General features: G+C 68.8%; 16 protein-coding genes. 7 read left to right on the top strand and 9 right to left on the bottom strand.

Going from position 1 to position 17,873, the window contains the following annotated elements:
- Nucleotides 1–24 precede the first annotated feature (24 nt).
- From miaA to ACQ1W9_RS05780, 5 genes are all read right to left on the bottom strand, one after another.
- A complete protein-coding gene (gene miaA, locus ACQ1W9_RS05800; protein WP_431025758.1) occupies nt 25–966 on the bottom strand; it encodes a tRNA (adenosine(37)-N6)-dimethylallyltransferase MiaA in 942 nt (313 codons plus the stop codon).
- Nucleotides 966–2,954 (bottom strand): DNA mismatch repair endonuclease MutL, encoded by a 1,989-nt coding sequence (gene mutL / locus ACQ1W9_RS05795; RefSeq protein WP_431025757.1) that lies wholly within the window; start codon nt 2,952–2,954, stop codon nt 966–968. The genes miaA and mutL overlap by 1 nt, the downstream gene beginning before the upstream one ends.
- 88 nt (nt 2,955–3,042) lie before the next feature.
- A complete protein-coding gene (locus ACQ1W9_RS05790) occupies nt 3,043–4,500 on the bottom strand; it encodes an N-acetylmuramoyl-L-alanine amidase (protein WP_431025756.1) in 1,458 nt (485 codons plus the stop codon).
- Nucleotides 4,501–4,536: 36 nt separating this feature from the next.
- Nucleotides 4,537–5,007, bottom strand: coding sequence for a tRNA (adenosine(37)-N6)-threonylcarbamoyltransferase complex ATPase subunit type 1 TsaE (gene tsaE, locus ACQ1W9_RS05785; RefSeq protein WP_431026412.1), 471 nt, complete (start codon nt 5,005–5,007; stop codon nt 4,537–4,539).
- A 3-nt stretch (nt 5,008–5,010) separates the two neighbouring features.
- Nucleotides 5,011–6,516: an NAD(P)H-hydrate dehydratase gene (locus ACQ1W9_RS05780; RefSeq protein WP_431025755.1), complete on the bottom strand. Its 1,506-nt coding sequence runs from the start codon at nt 6,514–6,516 to the stop codon at nt 5,011–5,013.
- 255 nt (nt 6,517–6,771) lie between these two features.
- Here ACQ1W9_RS05780 and queG point away from each other — a divergent pair, with 255 nt between their 5' ends.
- Nucleotides 6,772–7,881, top strand: coding sequence for a tRNA epoxyqueuosine(34) reductase QueG (gene queG, locus ACQ1W9_RS05775; protein ID WP_431025754.1), 1,110 nt, complete (start codon nt 6,772–6,774; stop codon nt 7,879–7,881).
- Between the two features lie 4 nt (nt 7,882–7,885).
- Here queG and orn read toward each other — a convergent pair whose 3' ends face one another.
- Nucleotides 7,886–8,479: an oligoribonuclease gene (gene orn / locus ACQ1W9_RS05770; protein WP_346061217.1), complete on the bottom strand. Its 594-nt coding sequence runs from the start codon at nt 8,477–8,479 to the stop codon at nt 7,886–7,888.
- 105 nt (nt 8,480–8,584) lie between these two features.
- On the opposite strand from orn, the gene rsgA reads away from it, so the two are divergent.
- The 3 genes from rsgA to asd all read left to right on the top strand — a co-directional run bounded on the left by rsgA (nt 8,585) and on the right by asd (nt 11,405).
- Entirely contained in the window at nt 8,585–9,616 is a 1,032-nt protein-coding gene (gene rsgA / locus ACQ1W9_RS05765) for a small ribosomal subunit biogenesis GTPase RsgA (protein ID WP_431025753.1), read from the top strand.
- A 70-nt stretch (nt 9,617–9,686) separates the two neighbouring features.
- Entirely contained in the window at nt 9,687–10,520 is an 834-nt protein-coding gene (locus ACQ1W9_RS05760; protein WP_431025752.1) for a sulfurtransferase, read from the top strand.
- Nucleotides 10,521–10,553: 33 nt separating this feature from the next.
- The gene (asd, locus tag ACQ1W9_RS05755; protein ID WP_431025751.1) at nt 10,554–11,405 is read left to right on the top strand and encodes an archaetidylserine decarboxylase; all 852 of its coding nucleotides are present in this window, start codon (nt 10,554–10,556) and stop codon (nt 11,403–11,405) included.
- A 107-nt stretch (nt 11,406–11,512) separates the two neighbouring features.
- Here the strand turns inward: asd and epmA are convergent, their stop codons facing one another.
- Together epmA and efp are read right to left on the bottom strand one after the other, a co-directional pair.
- Nucleotides 11,513–12,487: an EF-P lysine aminoacylase EpmA gene (epmA, locus tag ACQ1W9_RS05750; protein WP_431025750.1), complete on the bottom strand. Its 975-nt coding sequence runs from the start codon at nt 12,485–12,487 to the stop codon at nt 11,513–11,515.
- 191 nt (nt 12,488–12,678) lie between these two features.
- On the bottom strand, nt 12,679–13,245 hold the full coding sequence (gene efp, locus ACQ1W9_RS05745; protein ID WP_346061212.1) for an elongation factor P: 567 nt from the start codon (nt 13,243–13,245) through the stop codon (nt 12,679–12,681).
- A gap of 94 nt (nt 13,246–13,339) precedes the next feature.
- On the opposite strand from efp, the gene epmB reads away from it, so the two are divergent.
- From epmB to ACQ1W9_RS05730, 3 genes are all read left to right on the top strand, one after another.
- A complete protein-coding gene (gene epmB, locus ACQ1W9_RS05740; RefSeq protein ID WP_431025749.1) occupies nt 13,340–14,371 on the top strand; it encodes an EF-P beta-lysylation protein EpmB in 1,032 nt (343 codons plus the stop codon).
- 36 nt (nt 14,372–14,407) lie between these two features.
- Nucleotides 14,408–15,286, top strand: coding sequence for a LysR substrate-binding domain-containing protein (locus ACQ1W9_RS05735; RefSeq protein ID WP_431025748.1), 879 nt, complete (start codon nt 14,408–14,410; stop codon nt 15,284–15,286).
- 119 nt (nt 15,287–15,405) lie between these two features.
- Nucleotides 15,406–15,990, top strand: a complete 585-nt coding sequence (locus ACQ1W9_RS05730; RefSeq protein ID WP_431025747.1) for an NAD(P)H-dependent oxidoreductase — start codon at nt 15,406–15,408, stop codon at nt 15,988–15,990.
- Nucleotides 15,991–16,099: 109 nt separating this feature from the next.
- On the opposite strand, the gene leuA is transcribed toward ACQ1W9_RS05730, so the two are convergent.
- Nucleotides 16,100–17,806 carry a 2-isopropylmalate synthase gene (leuA, locus tag ACQ1W9_RS05725; RefSeq protein ID WP_431025746.1) on the bottom strand — a complete coding sequence of 569 codons (1,707 nt, stop codon included), beginning with the start codon at nt 17,804–17,806 and terminating at the stop codon, nt 16,100–16,102.
- Nucleotides 17,807–17,873 lie beyond the last annotated feature (67 nt).

The following is a 17,873-nucleotide window of genomic DNA, read 5'->3' as shown; positions in this document are numbered from 1 at the left end:
GCCAACCGAACACCGTATCTTACGCTAACTACTAAAGCGGCGCACGAGTTTCAGGACCCCTTCCAGGGCATCGCCCCGCTGCCCCTCCACCCAGTGCAGGTCGGGCCAGCCCCGTAGCCAGGTCAGCTGGCGCTTGGCCAGCTGGCGGGTGGCCGCCGCCCCCTTGGCGATCAGGATCTCGCGGTCATAGGCCCCCTCGAGATGCTCCCAGGCCTGACGATACCCCACGCAGCGCATGGAGGGCAGGTCCTGGTGCAGGTCGCCCCGCGCCTTCAGCGCCGCCACCTCCTCCAGGAACCCCTGGTCCAGCATCGCCTCGAAGCGCCGGTCGATGCGCTCATGCAACACGGCGCGCGCGGCGGGTGCCACCCCTATCGACAGCGTGCGCCAGGGCAAGGTTTCCCGGCGCTGCTCCGCCCACAGGACGCTCAGCGGCCGACCGCTGAGGCGATAGACCTCCAGGGCCCGCAACAGGCGCTGACGGTTATGCGGGTGCAGCTCGGCGGCGAGCCGGGGATCGACCCGCGCCAGCTCCTCGTGCAGGGCCTGCAGCCCGCGGCGCTCGGCCTCCGCCTCCAGCTCGGCGCGCAGCGCCGGATCGGCGGCGGGCATCTGGGCCACCCCCTCCATCAGGCGCTTGTAGTACATCATGGTGCCCCCCACCAACAGCGGGACCCGGCCGGCACTGGTGATCTCGTGCATCGCCGCCAGGGCATCCTCGCGGAACTCGGCGGCGCTGTAGGCCTCGGCGGGGTCACGGATATCCACCAGGCGGTGGGGCGCCCGGGCCAGCTCCGCGGCCGAGGGCTTGGCGGTGCCGATATCCATGCCGCGATAGATCAGCGCCGAGTCGACGCTGATCAGCTCGCAGCCCAGGCGCTCGTGGAGGGCGATGGCCAGGTCGGTCTTGCCGGCGGCGGTGGGCCCCATCAGCAGGATCGCCGGCGGGCGACGGTCGTCGTTCATCACTGCCCCCTCAGGAAGCGCTTGTCGAGCTCGTGCATCGACATCTCGAACCAGGTGGGGCGGCCGTGATTGCACTGGCCGCTGCGTTCGGTGCGCTCCATATCGCGCAGCAGGGCGTTCATCTCGGCGATCGACAGCTTGCGATTGGCGCGCACGCTGCCGTGGCAGGCCATGGTGGCCAACAGCTCGTTGATCTGCGCCTCGAGGCGATCCGAGCGCCCGTAGCGCTCCAGGTCGCCGAGCATATCGCGAATCAGCGGCTCCACGTCGGCCTCCGCCAGCAGGGTCGGCACCTGGCGCACCAGCAGGGTCTCGGGGCCGGCCACGTCGAGCTCCACCCCGAGGCGGGCGAAGGCCTCCCGCTCCGCCTCGGCGGTGGCCACCTCGGCGGCACTGGCCGCCAGCGACACCGGCACCAGCAGCGCCTGGGCCTCCAGGGCCCCGCCATGCACCTGGGTCTTGAGGCGCTCATAGGTGATCCGCTCATGGGCCGCGTGCATATCCACCACCACCAGGCCGCGGCGCCCCTGGGCGAGGATATAGACGCCCTGCAGCTGGGCGATGGCATAGCCCAGGGGCGGTGCCTGGGTGGGATCCTCCTCGGGCAGGCCCGGCCGCTCCACCGGGGCGGTCGGCATGGCGCGAGGCGCATGCCGCGCGTCGCTCCAGGACGGCGGGGAGGACGCCGCCAGGCCCGGGGCGGACTCGGCCCGGGCCTGGGCCGCCGCCTCGCCGCCGGGAGGCGCCGGCTGGGGCGTCAGCAGGCTCTCCTCATGATCGGGATGCAGCGCCCGGTAGCCGGCCATGAATTGCCGCACCTTGTCGGCCCCCGGGTGGCGCTCGCGCCCCTCGTCGCTGACCAGGGCCATGGGCTGCTGCTGCCAGCGCGGCGCCGCCTCGGCGACGCCCGGGGCCTCGGCGGTCGTCGCCTCGGCGCCCTCCTCCGCCTCGCCTTCCGCTTCCCGGTGGCCGGGGCGGGCCTCACCCAGGGCGCGATGCAGGCTGGAGAAGAGGAAGTCGTGGACCAGGCGGCCATCCCGGAAGCGCACCTCATGCTTGGTGGGGTGCACATTGACGTCCACCACGCTGGGCTCGAGCTCCAGATAGAGCACGAAGACCGGATGGCGCCCATGGAAGAGCACGTCCCGGTAGGCCTGGCGGATGGCGTGGGCCACCAGGCGGTCGCGAACCACCCGGCCATTAACGAAGAAGTACTGCTGGTCGGCCTGGGCCCGGGAGAAGGTGGGCAGCCCCACCCAGCCCCACAGGCGCAGGCCGTTGGCCTCGAGATCCAGGGCCAGGGCGTTCTCCAGGAAGCCCTTGCCGAGCAGGGCGGCGATGCGCCGCTCGCGGCCGGCGGCGTCCGCGGCGGGGCGCAACTGGTGCAGGGTCTTCTGGTTGTGGCGCAGGCTCCAGCCGATGTCGTAGCGGGACAGCGCCAGGCGGCGGAAGGCCTCCTCGGCATGGCCGAACTCGGTCTTCTCGGTGCGCAGGAACTTGCGCCGCGCCGGGGTATTGAAGAAGAGGTCGCGCACCGTCACCGTGGTGCCCCGGGGATGGGGCGCCGGCGTCACCCGGGGTTCCATCTGACGTCCCTCGGCCACCACCCGCCAGCCCGCCTGGGGATCCTCGGCGGTATTGGAGATCAGCTCCAGCCGCGACACCGAGGCGATGGAGGCCAGCGCCTCGCCGCGAAAGCCCAGGCTGGCCACGCCCTCCAGCTCCTCCAGGGAGGCGATCTTGCTGGTGGCGTGCCGGGACAGGGCCAGCGGCAGGTCCGCCTCGGCGATACCGCCGCCGTCGTCACGCACCCGGATCAGGCGGGCACCGCCGGCCTCGAGTTCCAGCTCGATGCGTTGGCTGCCCGCATCCACGGCGTTCTCCACCAGCTCCTTGAGCACCGAGGAGGGACGTTCCACCACCTCGCCGGCGGCGATCTGGTTGGCCAGCCGGGGGTCGAGGATGCGTATGCGTCGCTGTAGGGTCATAACACTCCATCAGGCAAGACACGGCGGCGCCGCTTGAAGCGTGAAGAAACACCACCCTCTTCGCCCTTCTGTCTTCCTTCTTCTATATCTAGGATTGCGGTATCCGCAGCACCTGACCGACCCGGATCACGTCGTCATTGATCTCGTTGGCCTGCTTCAGGGTGCCCAGGGGGACCCGGTGGCGGGCGGCGATCTCCGAGAGGGTGTCACCGGGCCGGATGCGGTATTCGTTGCCGCCCTCCCCGCGGTTCTGATCCCGCTGCCAGGCCAGCAGGCTGGTGGGGGGCGGATTGCGCTGGAAGTGCTCGCGCACCCCGGCGAAGATCGCCTCCGCCATGCCCTGCTGGTGACCGGAGTCTCTCAGGCGGCGCTCCTCGTCCGGGTTGGAGATGAAGCCGGTCTCCACCAGCAGGGAGGGAATGTCCGGGGACTTGAGTACCACGAAGCCGGCCTGCTCCACCCGCGACTTGTGCAGGCGGTTGACGCGTCCCAGCCGCTCCAGCACCTGGCCGCCGATGGACAGGGAATCGTTGAGGGTCGCGGTCAGGGTCAGGTCCATCAGCACGCCGCGCAGCACCTCGTCGTGGTCGTTGAGGGAGAGGCCGCCATCGACGCCGCCGATCAGGTCGGCGCGATTCTCGCTGTCGGCCAGCCACTGGGCCGCCTCGGAGGTGGCCCCGCTCTGGGAGAGGGCATAGACCGAGCTGCCCTGGGGGCGCGGGCTGTTGAAGGCGTCGGCGTGTACCGAGACGAAGAAGTCGGCACGCTGTTCCCGGGCGATGCGGATGCGCTGACGCAGGCCCACATAGTAGTCGCCGTCGCGGATCATCACCGCCCGGAAGCCGGGGGTCTCGTCCACCAGGCGCTGCAGGCGGCGGGCGATCTCCAGCACCACATCCTTCTCGCGGGTGCCCGAGGGGCCGATGGCGCCGGGATCCTCGCCCCCGTGCCCGGCATCGACGGCGACGATGATATCGCGCCGGGGATGGGGCTGGGCCTGCTGCAGGGCCACCGCCGATTCGGCGGCCACCGCCGGCGCCTCCCCCGCCCGGGCGGCCATCTCCTGCTCGCGGATCACCGCCTCGATGGGATCGATGGGGTCCTCCACGGCGCTCTCGCCGGGGTATTCCAGATCCACCACCAGGCGGTGGCCATACTGATCATTGGGCGCCAGGGTGAAATGGCGCGGCGCCACCTGGCGCTCCAGATCGAGGACGATGCGCAGGCCGTCGCCGTCGCGCACCCCGCTGCGCACCGCACTGATGGCGCTGCCCGAGAGATCGAGGTGTCCCGGGTCCGCCGCCAGTCGCGTGCCGGAGAGATCGATCACCAGGCGCCGGGGGTTGTCCAGGGTAAACACATCGGCCTCGGCCGGTGACGAGAGGTCGAACACCAGCCGCGCATGGTCCGGCGCCGCCCACAGGCGCAGATTGTCTACCACGGCGGCCCGTGCCGGCTGACCGATCAGCAGCGCCAGGGCGATTAGCGGCACCCACCAGCCGGAGAGGCGGGCGAGGCGGCGGGATGGCAACACTCCTCGGATCATGCGGGTATCCAGTCATCCATGTCGGAAAGGGGAGGTTCAATCGGCCACGGGCCAGCATTCGGCGAGGCGCGCCAGCACCGCCTCGCCCCGGGCATCGCCGGCGATCAGCTGCGCCTCGCGCCCCGGTTCGGCCAGGCGCAGCTGAACCTCCAGGGTCGGCGGCGGCAACCAGCCTTCGCCACGGCTGGGCCACTCCACCAGGCACAAGCCATCATCGTCGAAGAGGTCCCGGGCACCGATGAATTCCAGCTCCTCGGGATCGCCAAGACGATAGAGGTCGAAATGATAGAGGCGCCACTGGCCGAGCTCGTAGGGTTCCACCAGGGTATAGGTGGGACTCTTCACCGCGCCCTGGTGGCCGTGGGCGCGCAGGATACCCCGGGTCAGGGTGGTCTTGCCGGCGCCCAGCTCACCGCCGAGGTAGACGCGCCCCTGGCCCGCCAGGGCCCGGCCCAGCGCCTCGCCGAAGGCGACCTGCGCCTCTTCATCAAGCAGTCTGACCCGCATCATCTAGCTCCGTCCCACCCCATTGGCCAAGCGTCGCGCATAGGATGCCAGATCACCGGCCAGCAGACCACGCTCCCCCTCCGCCTGGGCGGCGAGATCCGCGGCTCGGGCATGCAGCAGCATGCCCGCCTCGGCGGCGAGGCGCGGCGCCAGCCCCTGAGCCAGCAGGGCCCCCAGAATGCCGGACAGCACGTCCCCCATGCCGCCGCTGGCCATGCCGGGATTGCCATAGGGACAGAGCGCCAGGGGCGCGCCGTCGTCCTCGCCGACCAGGCTCCCCGCCCCCTTGAGTAGCACCACGGCGGCAAAACGCGAGGCCAGCTGGCGCAGGCTGCCGGCGCGGTCGGCCTGCACGCTGGCGGTGTCGCCGCCCAGCAGCCGCGCCGCCTCCCCCGGGTGAGGAGTGAGGATCCAGGCCGGCGGGCGCGCCTCGATACGCCCCCGGGCCAGCAGGTTGAGGGCATCGGCGTCCGCCACCAGCGGCTTGCCCGCCCCCAGGGCCGCCTGCAGCAGCCCCTGCCCCCAGGGCCCCTGCCCCAGGCCGGGACCCACCACGATGGCATCGGCGGCCTCCAGCAGGGGCGCCGCCTCCGGCGCACCGCGCACCCCGTGCACCATGACCTCGGGGCAGCGCACCAGGCTGGCGGTGATATGTTCCGGCGCCGTGGCCAGGCTCACCTTGCCGGCCCCGAGGCGCGCCGCCGCCTCGGCGGCCAGCAGGGCCGCGCCGCCGAAGCCCGGTGCGCCGCCGATCACCAGCAGGTGGCCGAAGTCGCCCTTGTGAGCATCCCGGGGACGCGGCGGCAGGGCCTCGCCGATCAGCGCCTCGGTCAGGATTCGTGCCGCCGGCACCAGGTCGGCATAAGTCTCGGCGTCGACACCGAGCGTCTTGAGGCGCAGCTCGCCCACCCGGGCCGGGCCGGCGCCGGTATGCAGCCCCAGCTTGTCGCCGATAAAGGTCACGGTGGCGCTGGCCGCTACCGCCGCGCCCAACACCGCCCCGCTATCGGCACAGAGCCCGGAGGGAATATCTACCGCCAGCACCGGCCGTTCGGCGGCATTGATCCGCGCGATGGCGCTCAGGAAGGGCTCGCGCACCTCACCGCTGAGGCCGGTGCCCAGCAGGGCATCGACGATCACCTCGCCTTCCAGCGACACCTCCGCCGACCAGGGGGTGAGGGTAACACCGCTCGTCGCGGCGAGTTCGGCGGCCTTGGCGGCCTTGGCGGCATCGCCGGTCAGCCGCTCGACCGGGCGCAGCGCCAGCAGCTGCACCGCCAGCCCCTCCTCGGCGGCCAGGGCCGCCATCACATAGCCGTCGCCGGCATTATTGCCGGCGCCGCACAGCACGCTAAGACGCCGCGCCTCGGGCCAGCGGGCCCGCAGCACGCTGTAGGCGGCCTGGGCCGCGGCACGCATCAGGGCGAAGCCCTCGGTGCCGGCGGCGATGGTGCGCCGGTCCAGTTCGCGCACCTGTTCGGCCAGATAGAGCGGCCTGCCTGGATTCATTGTTGACTCCCCATGACGACGGCTTGAGTCTAGAGACTGTCGGGCTTGACCGATCGTAGCGAGAATCACCGATTTCGAGTCAAGTTGCTCGATCTATTGAGGCGAATAGCGCGCTATTTAACGAAATAGATCGAGTGAAGTTGGCCGAAAGCCCGAGATTCGCAGTAGATCAGTGTTAAGTCTGACAGTCTCTTAGTGTAGGGTGTGCCTTCGCCACGCCCAGCCCCACCCCCCTTCCTCGGTAGTTTCACGATCATGCCAGTCCTCGATGACTTCGCCCCGGATGCCCTCGACCTGGACGCCCTCGCCGCCACCATCAAGGTGTGGGGCCGCGAGCTGGGCTTTCAGCAGGTGGGGATCACCGACACCGACCTGGCCACCCATGAGCACTACCTGGCGCGCTGGCTGGCGGCGGGCCACCATGGCGAGATGGCCTTTATGGCCAAGCACGGCACCAAACGCACCCGACCCGAGGAGCTGGTGCCGGGCACCCTGAGGGTGATCAGCGTGCGCATGGATTACCTGCCGCCGGAGGTGGAGACCACCCGGCTACTCGGCCGGCCGAAAAAGGCCTATGTCTCCCGCTACGCCCTGGGGCGCGACTATCATAAGCTGATTCGCAAGCGCCTGGCCCAGTTGGCCAAGCGCATCGAGGGCGAGGCGGGGCCCTTCGGCTATCGGGCCTTCGTCGATTCGGCCCCGGTGATGGAGCGCGCCCTGGCCCAGAAGGCCGGCCTCGGCTGGTTCGGCAAGAATGCCATGCTGCTCAACCCCAGGGCCGGGTCGCTGTTCTTCCTCGGCGAACTCTATACCGACCTGCCGCTGCCGGTGGACCCGCCCTTCGAGCGCGAGCATTGCGGCAAGTGCAGCGCCTGCCGCAGCGCCTGCCCCACCGGCGCCATCGTCGACGACAAGGTGGTGGACTCGCGGCGCTGCATCTCCTATCTCACCATCGAACTGCACGGGGCCATTCCCGAGGAGTTTCGCGAGGCCATGGGCAATCGGGTCTATGGCTGCGACGACTGCCAACTGGTCTGCCCCTTTACCCGCTTTACCCGCCTCAGCGACGAGGCGGACTTCGCCCCCCGCCATGACCTGGATCGCGCCGACCTGCTGCGGCTATTCGCCTGGAGCGAGGAGGAGTTCCTGGCCAGGACCGAGGGCAGCCCCATCCGTCGCATCGGCTACCCGCGCTGGCTGCGCAACCTGGCGGTGGGGCTGGGCAATGCGCCCTGGAGCGAGGCGACGGAGGCGGCCCTCGAGGCGCGCCTGGCCTACCCCTCCGACCTGGTCCGCGAGCATGTGCGCTGGGCGCTGACCCGCCAGCGGGCGAAGCGAGAGAAGCGTATCGCCACCGCTGGCTAAGCGCTTATTGCTCTTCCTCGTCGGCCTCCGGCGGCGCCAGTTGCAGGAAGGTATTGCGGTAGTGGGCCAGCTCCGCCAGGGACTCGCGGATATCGTCCAGGGCCTGGTGGGTATTGCGCTTCTCGAAGCCCTTCAGGGCCGCCGGATTCCAGCGCTTGGCCAGTTCCTTGAGGGTCGAGACATCCAGGTTGCGGTAGTGGAAGAAGGCCAGCAGCTCGGGCATTTCCCGCTCCAGGAAACGGCGATCCTGATGCACGCTGTTGCCACACATCGGGGAACTGCCCGGCGCCACCTGGGCGCGCAGGAACTCCAGGGTGCGCTGCTCCGCCTCACGGGTGCCGATGGTGCTCTGGCGCACCCGGGCCACCAGGCCCGACTCGCCATGGGTCTTCTGGTTCCAGGCATCCATCCCCGCCAGCAGATGCTCCGGCTGGTGCACGGCGATCACCGGCCCCTCGGCGATCAGATTGAGGTCATTGTCGGTGATCAGGGTCGCCACCTCGATAATGCGCTCCTTCTCGGGGTCCAGCCCGGTCATCTCCAGGTCGATCCAGACCAGAAGATCCTTGCGGGGGGGGGCGTCGGGGGTCGTAGCCATGGTGCGTCGATTCCTTCATCGAGGCCGCCGCTTGCGCATCGGCCCGGTGTCTAAGAGGGCGGTCTATGAGTACAATGCCCTCATTGTACAGACCTCGGGCGGCCCATGAGCAAACGCAAGCTAACTCGCCAGCAGCGCTGGCGCATCGAGAAGGTTCAGGCCGAGCGTGCCCAGCGCGCCGCCAAGCGCGATGCCCAGGATGCCGATAAGCTGGAGGCCGGCGAGTATGGCCCCGAGCGCCATGGGCGAGTGATCGCCCACTTCGGCCGCAGCCTGGACGTGCGCCCGAGCGAAGGTGGCCCCTTGCACCGCTGTCACCTGCGCGCCAACCTGGAACCCCTGGTGACCGGGGATCGTGTCATCTGGCGCGCCGCCAATGACGGCAGCGGCGTGGTGGTGGCCCGGGGCGAGCGCGACAGCGTGCTGGAACGCCCCGATGCCCGGGGCCAGCTCAAGCCGGTGGCGGCCAATATCGACCAGATCCTGATCGTCTTCGCCGTGGAACCCGCCCCCCACGCCAACCTGATCGACCGCTACCTGGTGGCCGCCGAGGCCACCGGCATCGCCCCGGTGCTGGTGCTCAACAAGACCGACCTGCTCCCCGAAGGCGGCGGCGAGCTGATGACCCTGCTGGGCCAGTACCAGGCGCTGGGCTACCCGGTGGTCACCACCACCACCGCCGAGGAGCACGGCCTGGACGCCCTGCGGGCCCGGCTGGCCGGGCGCACCTCGGTCTTCGTCGGGCAGAGCGGGGTCGGCAAGTCTTCGCTGATCGACTGCCTGCTGCCCGACGAGACCCTGCGCATCGGCGCCCTCTCCGAGGACTCCCGCAAGGGCACCCATACCACCACCACCGCCCGCCTCTACGGCTTCGATAATGACGACAGCGAGGCCGGCGAGCTGATCGACTCCCCGGGGATCCGCGAGTTCGGCCTGACCCACCTGGATGCCCAGCAGGTCACCGAGGGCTTCGTGGAGTTTCGCGATCTCCTGGGGCATTGCCGCTTCCGCGACTGCCGCCATCAACAGGAGCCGGGGTGCGCCCTGCTCGAGGCCGTGGAGCGGGGCGAGATCCGCGCCGCGCGCTTTGCCAGTTACCGCCGCATCCTCGATAGCCTCGAGGACGAAGGGCGTTGAGGGGCCGTGTCGCCCCGGGCCACGGCGATATGCCATTATCCTTCGCAGCAACCGAGACAAGGAGGGCGCCATGAGCTCCGAAGCCAATCTTCTGCCGCTGATCGTCGAGCCGGACCAGCTCGCCGAGGTGCTGGACGATCCCCAGCTGTTGATTATCGATGTGCCCCTCAAGCCCGACAGCTACGCCGAGGGCCATGTCCCCGGCGCCCGCTTCCTCGACTACCGGCGCCTGCTCAAGGGCAGCGGCGAGGTGCCCAACGAGGTGCCCGACGAGGCGGCGCTGTCGGCGCTCTTCTCCGAGCTGGGCCTGACCCGGGACACCCATGTGGTGGCCTACGACGACGAGGGCGGCGGCTGGGCCGGCCGCCTGCTGTGGACCCTGGAACTGATCGGTCACGAGCGCTACTCCTATCTCAACGGCGGCATCCACGCCTGGCGCGCCGAGGGCCTGCCCTCCGAGACTACCCCGGTGGCCCCGGTGCCCAGCGACTATGAGGCGGAGATCCTCAACCCCGAGGTCACCATCGACCGGGAGGGCCTCCAGGCGCGTCTCGGCGACAAGGGTTTCGCCATCTGGGACGCCCGCTCGCCGGCGGAGTACCGCGGCGAGAAGGGCCAGAACCGGCACCTGGGGCATATTCCCGGTGCGGTCAACCTGGAGTGGACCGATGCCATGGACAAGGCACGCCAGTGGCGTATCCGCGACTATGCGGAACTGATCACCGAGCTGGAGGCCCTGGGCCTGACGCCGGACATGGAGGTGGTCACCCATTGCCAGAGCCACCACCGCAGCGGTTTCACCTGGCTGGTGGGCAAGGCCCTGGGCTTCGAGAAGATGCGCGCCTACCCCGGCTCCTGGAAGGAGTGGGGCAATCGCGATGATACGCCGGTAGAGAAGCCGTAATCCCTAACCCCCTTTTGATGAGATCGTCCTTACGTGTCGCCATCCAAGCTATTCGCCCTGATCCAGTACCCCCTGCCCCACCACCTGCTCTCGCGGCTGGTGGGGCGCCTCGCCGAGACCCGTATCGGCTGGCTCAAGCAGTTGCTGATCAAGGCCTTTATTCGCCGCTTCAAGGTGGATATGGGCGAGGCCCGGGTCCCCGACCCCAGGGCCTACGCCTGCTTCAACGACTTCTTTACCCGCCCCCTCAGGGAGGGCGCGCGGCCCATCGAGTCGGGCCTGGTCTCCCCCGCCGACGGCACCCTCTCCCAGTGCGGCGAGACCCACCACGGCACCCTGATCCAGGCCAAGGGACAGGCCTTCTCGATCACCAGCCTGCTGGGGGGGGACATGAAGCGCGCCGCCTCCTTCCGCCAGGGCAGCTTCGCCACCATCTATCTGTCGCCCCGGGACTATCACCGGGTGCATATGCCGCTGACCGGCACCCTCCGGGAGATGGTCTATGTGCCGGGCCGGCTATTCTCGGTGAACCAGGCCACCGCCGACCATGTGCCCAACCTCTTCGCCCGCAACGAGCGCCTGGTATGCATCTTCGATACCGAGGAAGGCCCCATGGCCATGGTGCTGGTGGGGGCCATGATCGTCGCCGCCATCGAGACCGTCTGGGCCGGGCAGATCACCCCCCTCTCCGGGCGGGTGCAGTCGATTCGCTTCGATGAGCCCATCACCCTGGAGAAGGGCGCCGAGATGGGCCGCTTCAAGCTGGGTTCCACGGTGGTGATGTGCTTCACCAAGGAGATCGACTTCGAGGAGCTCGTCCCCGATATCTCGGTAAAAATGGGCGAACGACTTAGCCGGCTGCCGCATCTGGCGGATAATGGCTAGGACCGCTAGTACCACTCTCGATAATCGGCCCGGTAAAAATGGGTGCACGCTTAAGCAGGCTCCCCCATCTGGCGGATAACGGCTAAGGGCGGCTAATGGAGGCCGGATTAGCAGCGCGGCGTGGCGAAGGCCATTACCTCCGCCACGCTGGCCTTGCCCAGGGCCAGTTGAATCAAGCGATCGAGGCCCAGGGCCACGCCACTGCCCGCCGGCATCCCCGCCTTCAGGGCCGCCAGCAGCCGGGCATCCACGCTCACCTCGGGTAGCCCCCGCGCGCGCCGGGTGGCGTTGTCCTCGGCGAAGCGCACCGCCTGCTCGGCGGCATCGGTGAGCTCGTCATAGCCGTTGGCCAGTTCCAGCCCCTGTAGATAGACCTCGAAGCGCCCCGCCACCCATTCGCCATCCTCCGGATCCCGGTGGCGCCGAGCCAGGGCTGCCTGGCTGGCCGGGTAGTCCACCACCACGTCCAGGCCGTCGCGGCCCAGGGTCGGCTCGATCGCCAGGCTCAGCAGCAGGTCCAGGCAGTCGTCCCGGGATGCCTCGTCCATGGAGAGGCCGCCCCGCGCCGCGGCCAGCCGCCTGAGCGCCTCGAGGGGAGTGGTAAAGGGATCGACACCCAGGTGCTCGCGAAACAGCGCCCGATAGCGCCGCCGCCGCACCGGTCCCGGGTCCCGCCCCAGCACGGCATGAATCAGCGCCACCACTTCCTCGATCAGGGCCTCCAGGGCCAGGCCCGGGCGGTACCACTCCAGCATGGTGAACTCGAGGTTATGGCAGCGCCCCACCTCGCCGTCCCGGAAGCTGCGGGCGATCTGATAGATGGGCCCGGCGCCGGCGGCCAGCAGGCGCTTCATATGAAACTCCGGCGAGGTCTGCAGCCACAGCCGCTCGCGCCCCTCGGAGGTCGTCGCCTCGCAGCTCAGCGACGCTAGTCCCACATCGGTGCTGCCGCCATGACCCAGTACCGGGGTCTCCACCTCCAGCACGCCGCGCGCGGCGAAGAAGCCGCGCACCTCGGCCAGCAGCCGGGCCCGCTGGCGCAGGGTCTCGATGGACGCCGAGGGGCGCCAGTCGTTAGTCATCACAGCCTCCAGACACACCAAGGCCACGCCTTGGCGTGGCCCTGCAAAAACTACCGTAGTCGCTTGAGCCCTCTCCGAGCGATGCTCAGACCAGGCGAATCCCGGGTAAGGCGGCGGAGTTTAGCAGCGCTAAATGAGCAAGCCGTCCCGGGATTCAACGCCGTATGAGCGAGCGCAGGAAGGGCCCCTCATTAAGCGCGGGAGACATACTCCCCGTTGCGAGTATCGATCTTCAGCACCTCGCCCTGGTTGATAAACAGCGGCACTCGCACCACGGCGCCGGAGGAGAGGGTCGCCGGCTTGGAGCCGCCCTGGGCGGTGTCGCCCTTGAGGCCCGGGTCGGTCTCGACCACTTCCAGCTCGATAAAGTTGGGCGGATTGACGTTGATGGCGTTGTCGTTCCACAGGGTCACGGTGTAGGCGACCTGCTCCTTGAGCCACTTCTCGGTGTCGCCCAGGGCCTTCTTCTCCACCGCGTACTGCTCGAAGGAGCCGTCGGTCTTCATGAAGTGCCACATCTCACCGTCGGTGTAGAGGTACTCCATCTCCAGCTCGAGGACGTCGGCGCCCTCCAGGGACTCGCCGGACTTGAAGGTGCGCTCCCAGACCCGGCCGCTGATCAGGTTGCGCAGCTTGACCCGGTTGAAGGCCTGGCCCTTGCCCGGCTTGACGTATTCGTTCTCGAGGATCGCGCAGGGGTCGCCGTCCAGCATTACCTTCAGACCGCCCTTGAATTCGTTGGTAGAATAGTTCGCCATGATTCCTCGCTGAATGATCGGCGCCCCGCCATGGCGGCGGCGCAGGAAATGAATCGACGGGCGCCGAGGCGCCCGCCCGCAATTGGTGTGCCGCATGATAACCCGAAGCCCGGCCGATGTGCAGAGCGTCCCCCTCGCCTCCCCCCAGGAGCGCGCCCCCTGGCAGCGCCAGTTGGCCGGCGTCATCCGCGACCCGCTGGAACTCTGCCGGCGCCTCGGCCTGGACCCGGCCTGGCGGCCCGGCGCCGAGGCCGGCCATGCCCTATTCGAGGTGCGGGTGCCCGAGGCCTACCTCTCGCGCATCCGCCCCGGCGACCCCACGGACCCGCTGCTGCGTCAGGTGCTGCCGCTGGGCGAGGAGACCGCGGCGGTGCCGGGCTTCCTGGCCGACCCGCTCCGGGAGGCCGAGCATACCCCGGCCAAGGGGCTGATCCACAAGTACGCCGGCCGGGTCCTGCTGATCGCCAGCCCCAGTTGCGCCATCAACTGCCGCTACTGCTTCCGTCGCCACTTCCCCTATGGCGAGAACGCCCCCTCCCGGGCCCAGTGGGAGGCGAGCCTGGACACCCTGCGCGGCGATGCCTCCATCCGCGAGGCGATCCTCTCCGGCGGCGACCCCCTGGCCGCCAGCGATCGCCAACTGGCCTGGCTGGTGGAACGCCTCGACGCCATCCCCCACCTCAAGCGCCTGCGAATCCACAGCCGCTTGCCGGTGGTGATCCCCGAGCGGGTCGACGACGCCCTGCTCGGCTGGCTCTCCGCCACGCGGCTACAGAAGGTGCTGGTGCTGCATATCAACCATGCCAACGAGATCGATGAGGCGGTGATCGCGGCCTGCGCCCGCCTGAAGCAGGCGGGCGTGACCCTGCTCAATCAGAGCGTGCTGCTGCGCGGCGTCAACGACTCGGTAGCGGCCCTGGCCGCGCTCTCCGAGCGGCTCTTCGAGGCCGGCATCCTGCCCTACTACCTGCATGTGCTCGACCCGGTGGCCGGCGCCGCCCACTTCGATATTCCCGACGACCAGGCCCGCGAACTGGTCGCGGGCCTCAGGCGGGTGCTGCCGGGCTTCCTGATGCCGACCCTGGCCCGGGAAGTGCCCGGCGAGGCGAGCAAGACACCGCTCTGAGATGAGGCATCACGAACGACACGGGAAGGCAACCACATGAAGAGTCGCTGGGACGATATCGAACTGCTACTGGCCGTGGTGGATACGGGGAGTTTCTCGGCGGCAGCGGAGAGCCTGGGCACCAGCACCGCCCGGCTTTCCCGGGCGGTGGCTCGCCTGGAGAAATCCCTGGAGACCACCCTGATACATCGCACCACCCGGCGGCTGGATATGACCGAGGAGGGGCACACCTTTATCACCCAGGCCCGGGCGGCGCTGCATACGCTGGAGTCGGCGGAGGAGGCCCTGTGTGCCAGCCGCCACCGCCCGGCGGGGCGGCTGCGGGTCGACGCGGCCACCCCCTTCCTGATCCACCAGATCGTCCCGCACCTGCGGGACTTCCATGCCGCCTACCCCCATATCCGGCTCGAGCTGACCTCCCACGAGACCAATATCGACCTGATCGAACAGCGCACCGACGTGGCCATCCGCATCGGCGAGCTGGAAGACTCCTCCTTGCACGCCCGTCTTCTCGGCCGCAGTCGTCGCCGCCTGGTCGCCAGCCCCGAGTATTGGCAACGCCACGGCATGCCGACCGGCGCCGAGGACCTGGAGCGGCATACCACCCTCGGCTTCACCCATCTGGCGCATCTCAACCTCTGGCCCCTGAACGGTCAGGAGGTAGCGATTACCCCGACCCTCTCCTCCACCAGCGGCGAGGCCCTGCTCAGCATAGTGGAAGCCGGCCTGGGAATCGCCTGCCTGGCGGATTTCCAGACTCGGACCTCGTGTCAGGCGGGGCGACTCGAAGCCCTCCGCGACGATAGTCCCCATCGGCTGTATGCCCAGATCCAGGCCGTCTACTACCGCAATACCGCACTCAGCAGCCGGATCACGGCGATACTCGATTTCCTGGCGCCGCGCCTGACGCTATAGCGGCCTCTCGGGGTGGTTCTTTGCGGCAAGTAAAAAGGTCTTTTGCACGGCCATGGCTTTATCCCACCGCGACGCCCCAATAGACTGCGCGCAATGCGAATTTGGTTCCAGGAGAAACCATGAAGGTACTACTGATCAACGCCGCCCAGGAATTCGCCCACTCCGGCGGCCGGCTCAACACGACACTGCACGATATCGCGCGTGGCGAACTCGCCGAGCTGGGCCACGAGGTCCAGGAGACCCGGGTCGCCGCCGGCTACGATATCGAAGCGGAAGTCGAGAAGTTCCTGTGGGCGGATGTCATCGTCTACCAGATGCCGGGCTGGTGGATGGGCGCGCCCTGGATGCTCAAGAAGTATATCGACGAGGTCCTCACCCTCGGCCACGGCAGGCTGTTCGCCAGCGACGGGCGCTCGCGCCAGGATCCGAACCGCCACTACGGCAGCGGCGGCCTGCTGCAGGGACGACGTTACATGCTGTCGGTGACCTGGAACGCCCCGCAGGAGGCCTTCGACGAGGCCGGCAACTTCTTCGAGGGTCGGGGGGTCGATGCCGTTTACTTCCCGTTCCACAAGTCCCAGGAGTTCCTGGGTCTTCAAGGCCTGCCGACCTTCCTGGCCACCGACGTCATCAAGGCTCCCCGGGTAGACGCCGATATCGCCGCCTACCGGGAGCATCTTCGCCGACACCTCGCCGCCGCCTGACCCCACTCACCGGGACACCTGCCCCCGGGAGCCTGGTGGCAAGCCAAACGTCGATCGCCCCCATGGCAATACCATGGGGGCGATTGTCTTCAGGCGTCAGGTTCGAGCGTCAGGCTAAGGTTTCGGCGGTCACATTGGCCGCGGGAGCGGCGCTGGAGGCCCGGCGGTTGATGGCGCCGACCACCGCCTTCATCGAGGCGCTGGTGATGCTCTCGTCGGTGCCCACACCGAACACCGCCTCGCCGTCGATGCGCACCTCCACATAGGCGATCGCCTCGGCATCGGCACCCTGGCCGCGGGAGTGTTCGTGATAGTCGATGACCTCCACGTCATGGCCGGCCGCCGCCAACCCCTTGATAAAGGCCGCCAGGGGGCCATTGGCTTCGCCGCGAACGGTCTGGGGCTTGCCGTCCACGGTGATGGCCGCCTCCAGTACCACCCGGGGGCTGTCCGGCTCGGAGGAGAGGCGGTGATTGATCAGGGCCAGGGGCGCCTCCTGGGCCAGGTACTCGTCGGCGAAGGCCTGGTAGATCATCTGCGAGGTGATCTCCTTGCCCGTGCGATCGGCCACCTCCTGCACCACCTGGCTGAACTCCATGGCCAGGCGCCGCGGCAGCTCGATGCCGTGCTCCTGCTCCAGCAGGTAGGAGACCCCGCCCTTGCCGGACTGGCTGTTGACGCGGATCACCGCCTCGTAGCTGCGCCCCACGTCGAGCGGGTCGATGGGCAGGTAGGGCACCTCCCAGACGGCCTCCGGGTTGGCGCGACGCTCGGCCATGCCCTTCTTGATGGCGTCCTGGTGGGAGCCGGAGAAGGCGGTGAACACCAGGTCGCCCACATAGGGGTGGCGGGGATGCACCGGCAGCTGGTTGCAGTACTCCACCTCGCGCATGATTGGGGTGATATTGGAGAAGTCGAGGCCCGGGTGCACGCCCTGGGTGTAGAGGTTCATGGCCAGGGTGACGAGGTCGACGTTGCCGGTGCGCTCGCCGTTACCGAACAGGGTGCCCTCGACGCGATCGGCGCCGGCCATCACGGTGAGCTCGGCGGCGGCCACCCCGGTGCCCCGGTCGTTATGGGGGTGGACGCTGACGATCAGCGCCTCGCGATCCTTGACGTGGCGGCAGAACCACTCCACCTGATCGGCGTAGTTATTGGGGGTCGCCGCCTCCACGGTGGCCGGCAGGTTGACGATCATCTTCTTCTCGGCGCTGGCGCCATAGGCGGTCATCACCGCTTCCACCACCTCCTTGGCGAAGTCCATCTCGGTGGTGGTAAAGAGCTCCGGCGAGTACTGGAAGGTCCAGTGGGTCTCCGGGGCGGCCTCCATCAGCTCACGGATCTGGGTGGTGGCATCCACGGCGATCTGGGTGCACTGGGCCTTGTCGACGTTGAAGACCACGCGGCGGAAGACCGGATCGGTGGCGTTGTAGACGTGAACGATGGCGTTCTTGGCGCCCTTCAGGGCCTCGAAGGTGCGCTCGATCAGGTGCGGACGCGCCTGGGTCAGCACCTGGATGGTGACGTCCTCGGGAATCTTGTCGTTCTCGATCAGCGAGCGCACGAAGTCGAAGTCGGTCTGGGAGGCGGAGGGGAAGCCCACCTCGATCTCCTTGAAGCCGATCTTGAGGAGCATGTCGAAGAAGCGCTGCTTGCGCTCGGCGTCCATGGGATCGATCAGCGACTGGTTGCCGTCGCGCAGGTCGACGCTGCACCACAGCGGCGGCGTCTCGATACGCCGACTCGGCCACTGGCGATCGGGCAGGTCCACGGCGACGAAGGGGCGGTACTTGCTGGACGGGTCCTTGAGCATCATGCGGGCATCTCCTGGCGACGGGGCAGAAACGGCGACGCCCCGGCGGCACAGGGGCCGACCGGGGCGT

The sequence above is a fragment of the Halomonas sp. H5 genome (genome assembly GCF_050613175.1).
Taxonomy (GTDB): domain Bacteria; phylum Pseudomonadota; class Gammaproteobacteria; order Pseudomonadales; family Halomonadaceae; genus Bisbaumannia; species Bisbaumannia salifodinae.
Note: the sequence above shows the minus strand (reverse complement) of the source record. Positions and strands in the feature narration are given on the sequence as shown.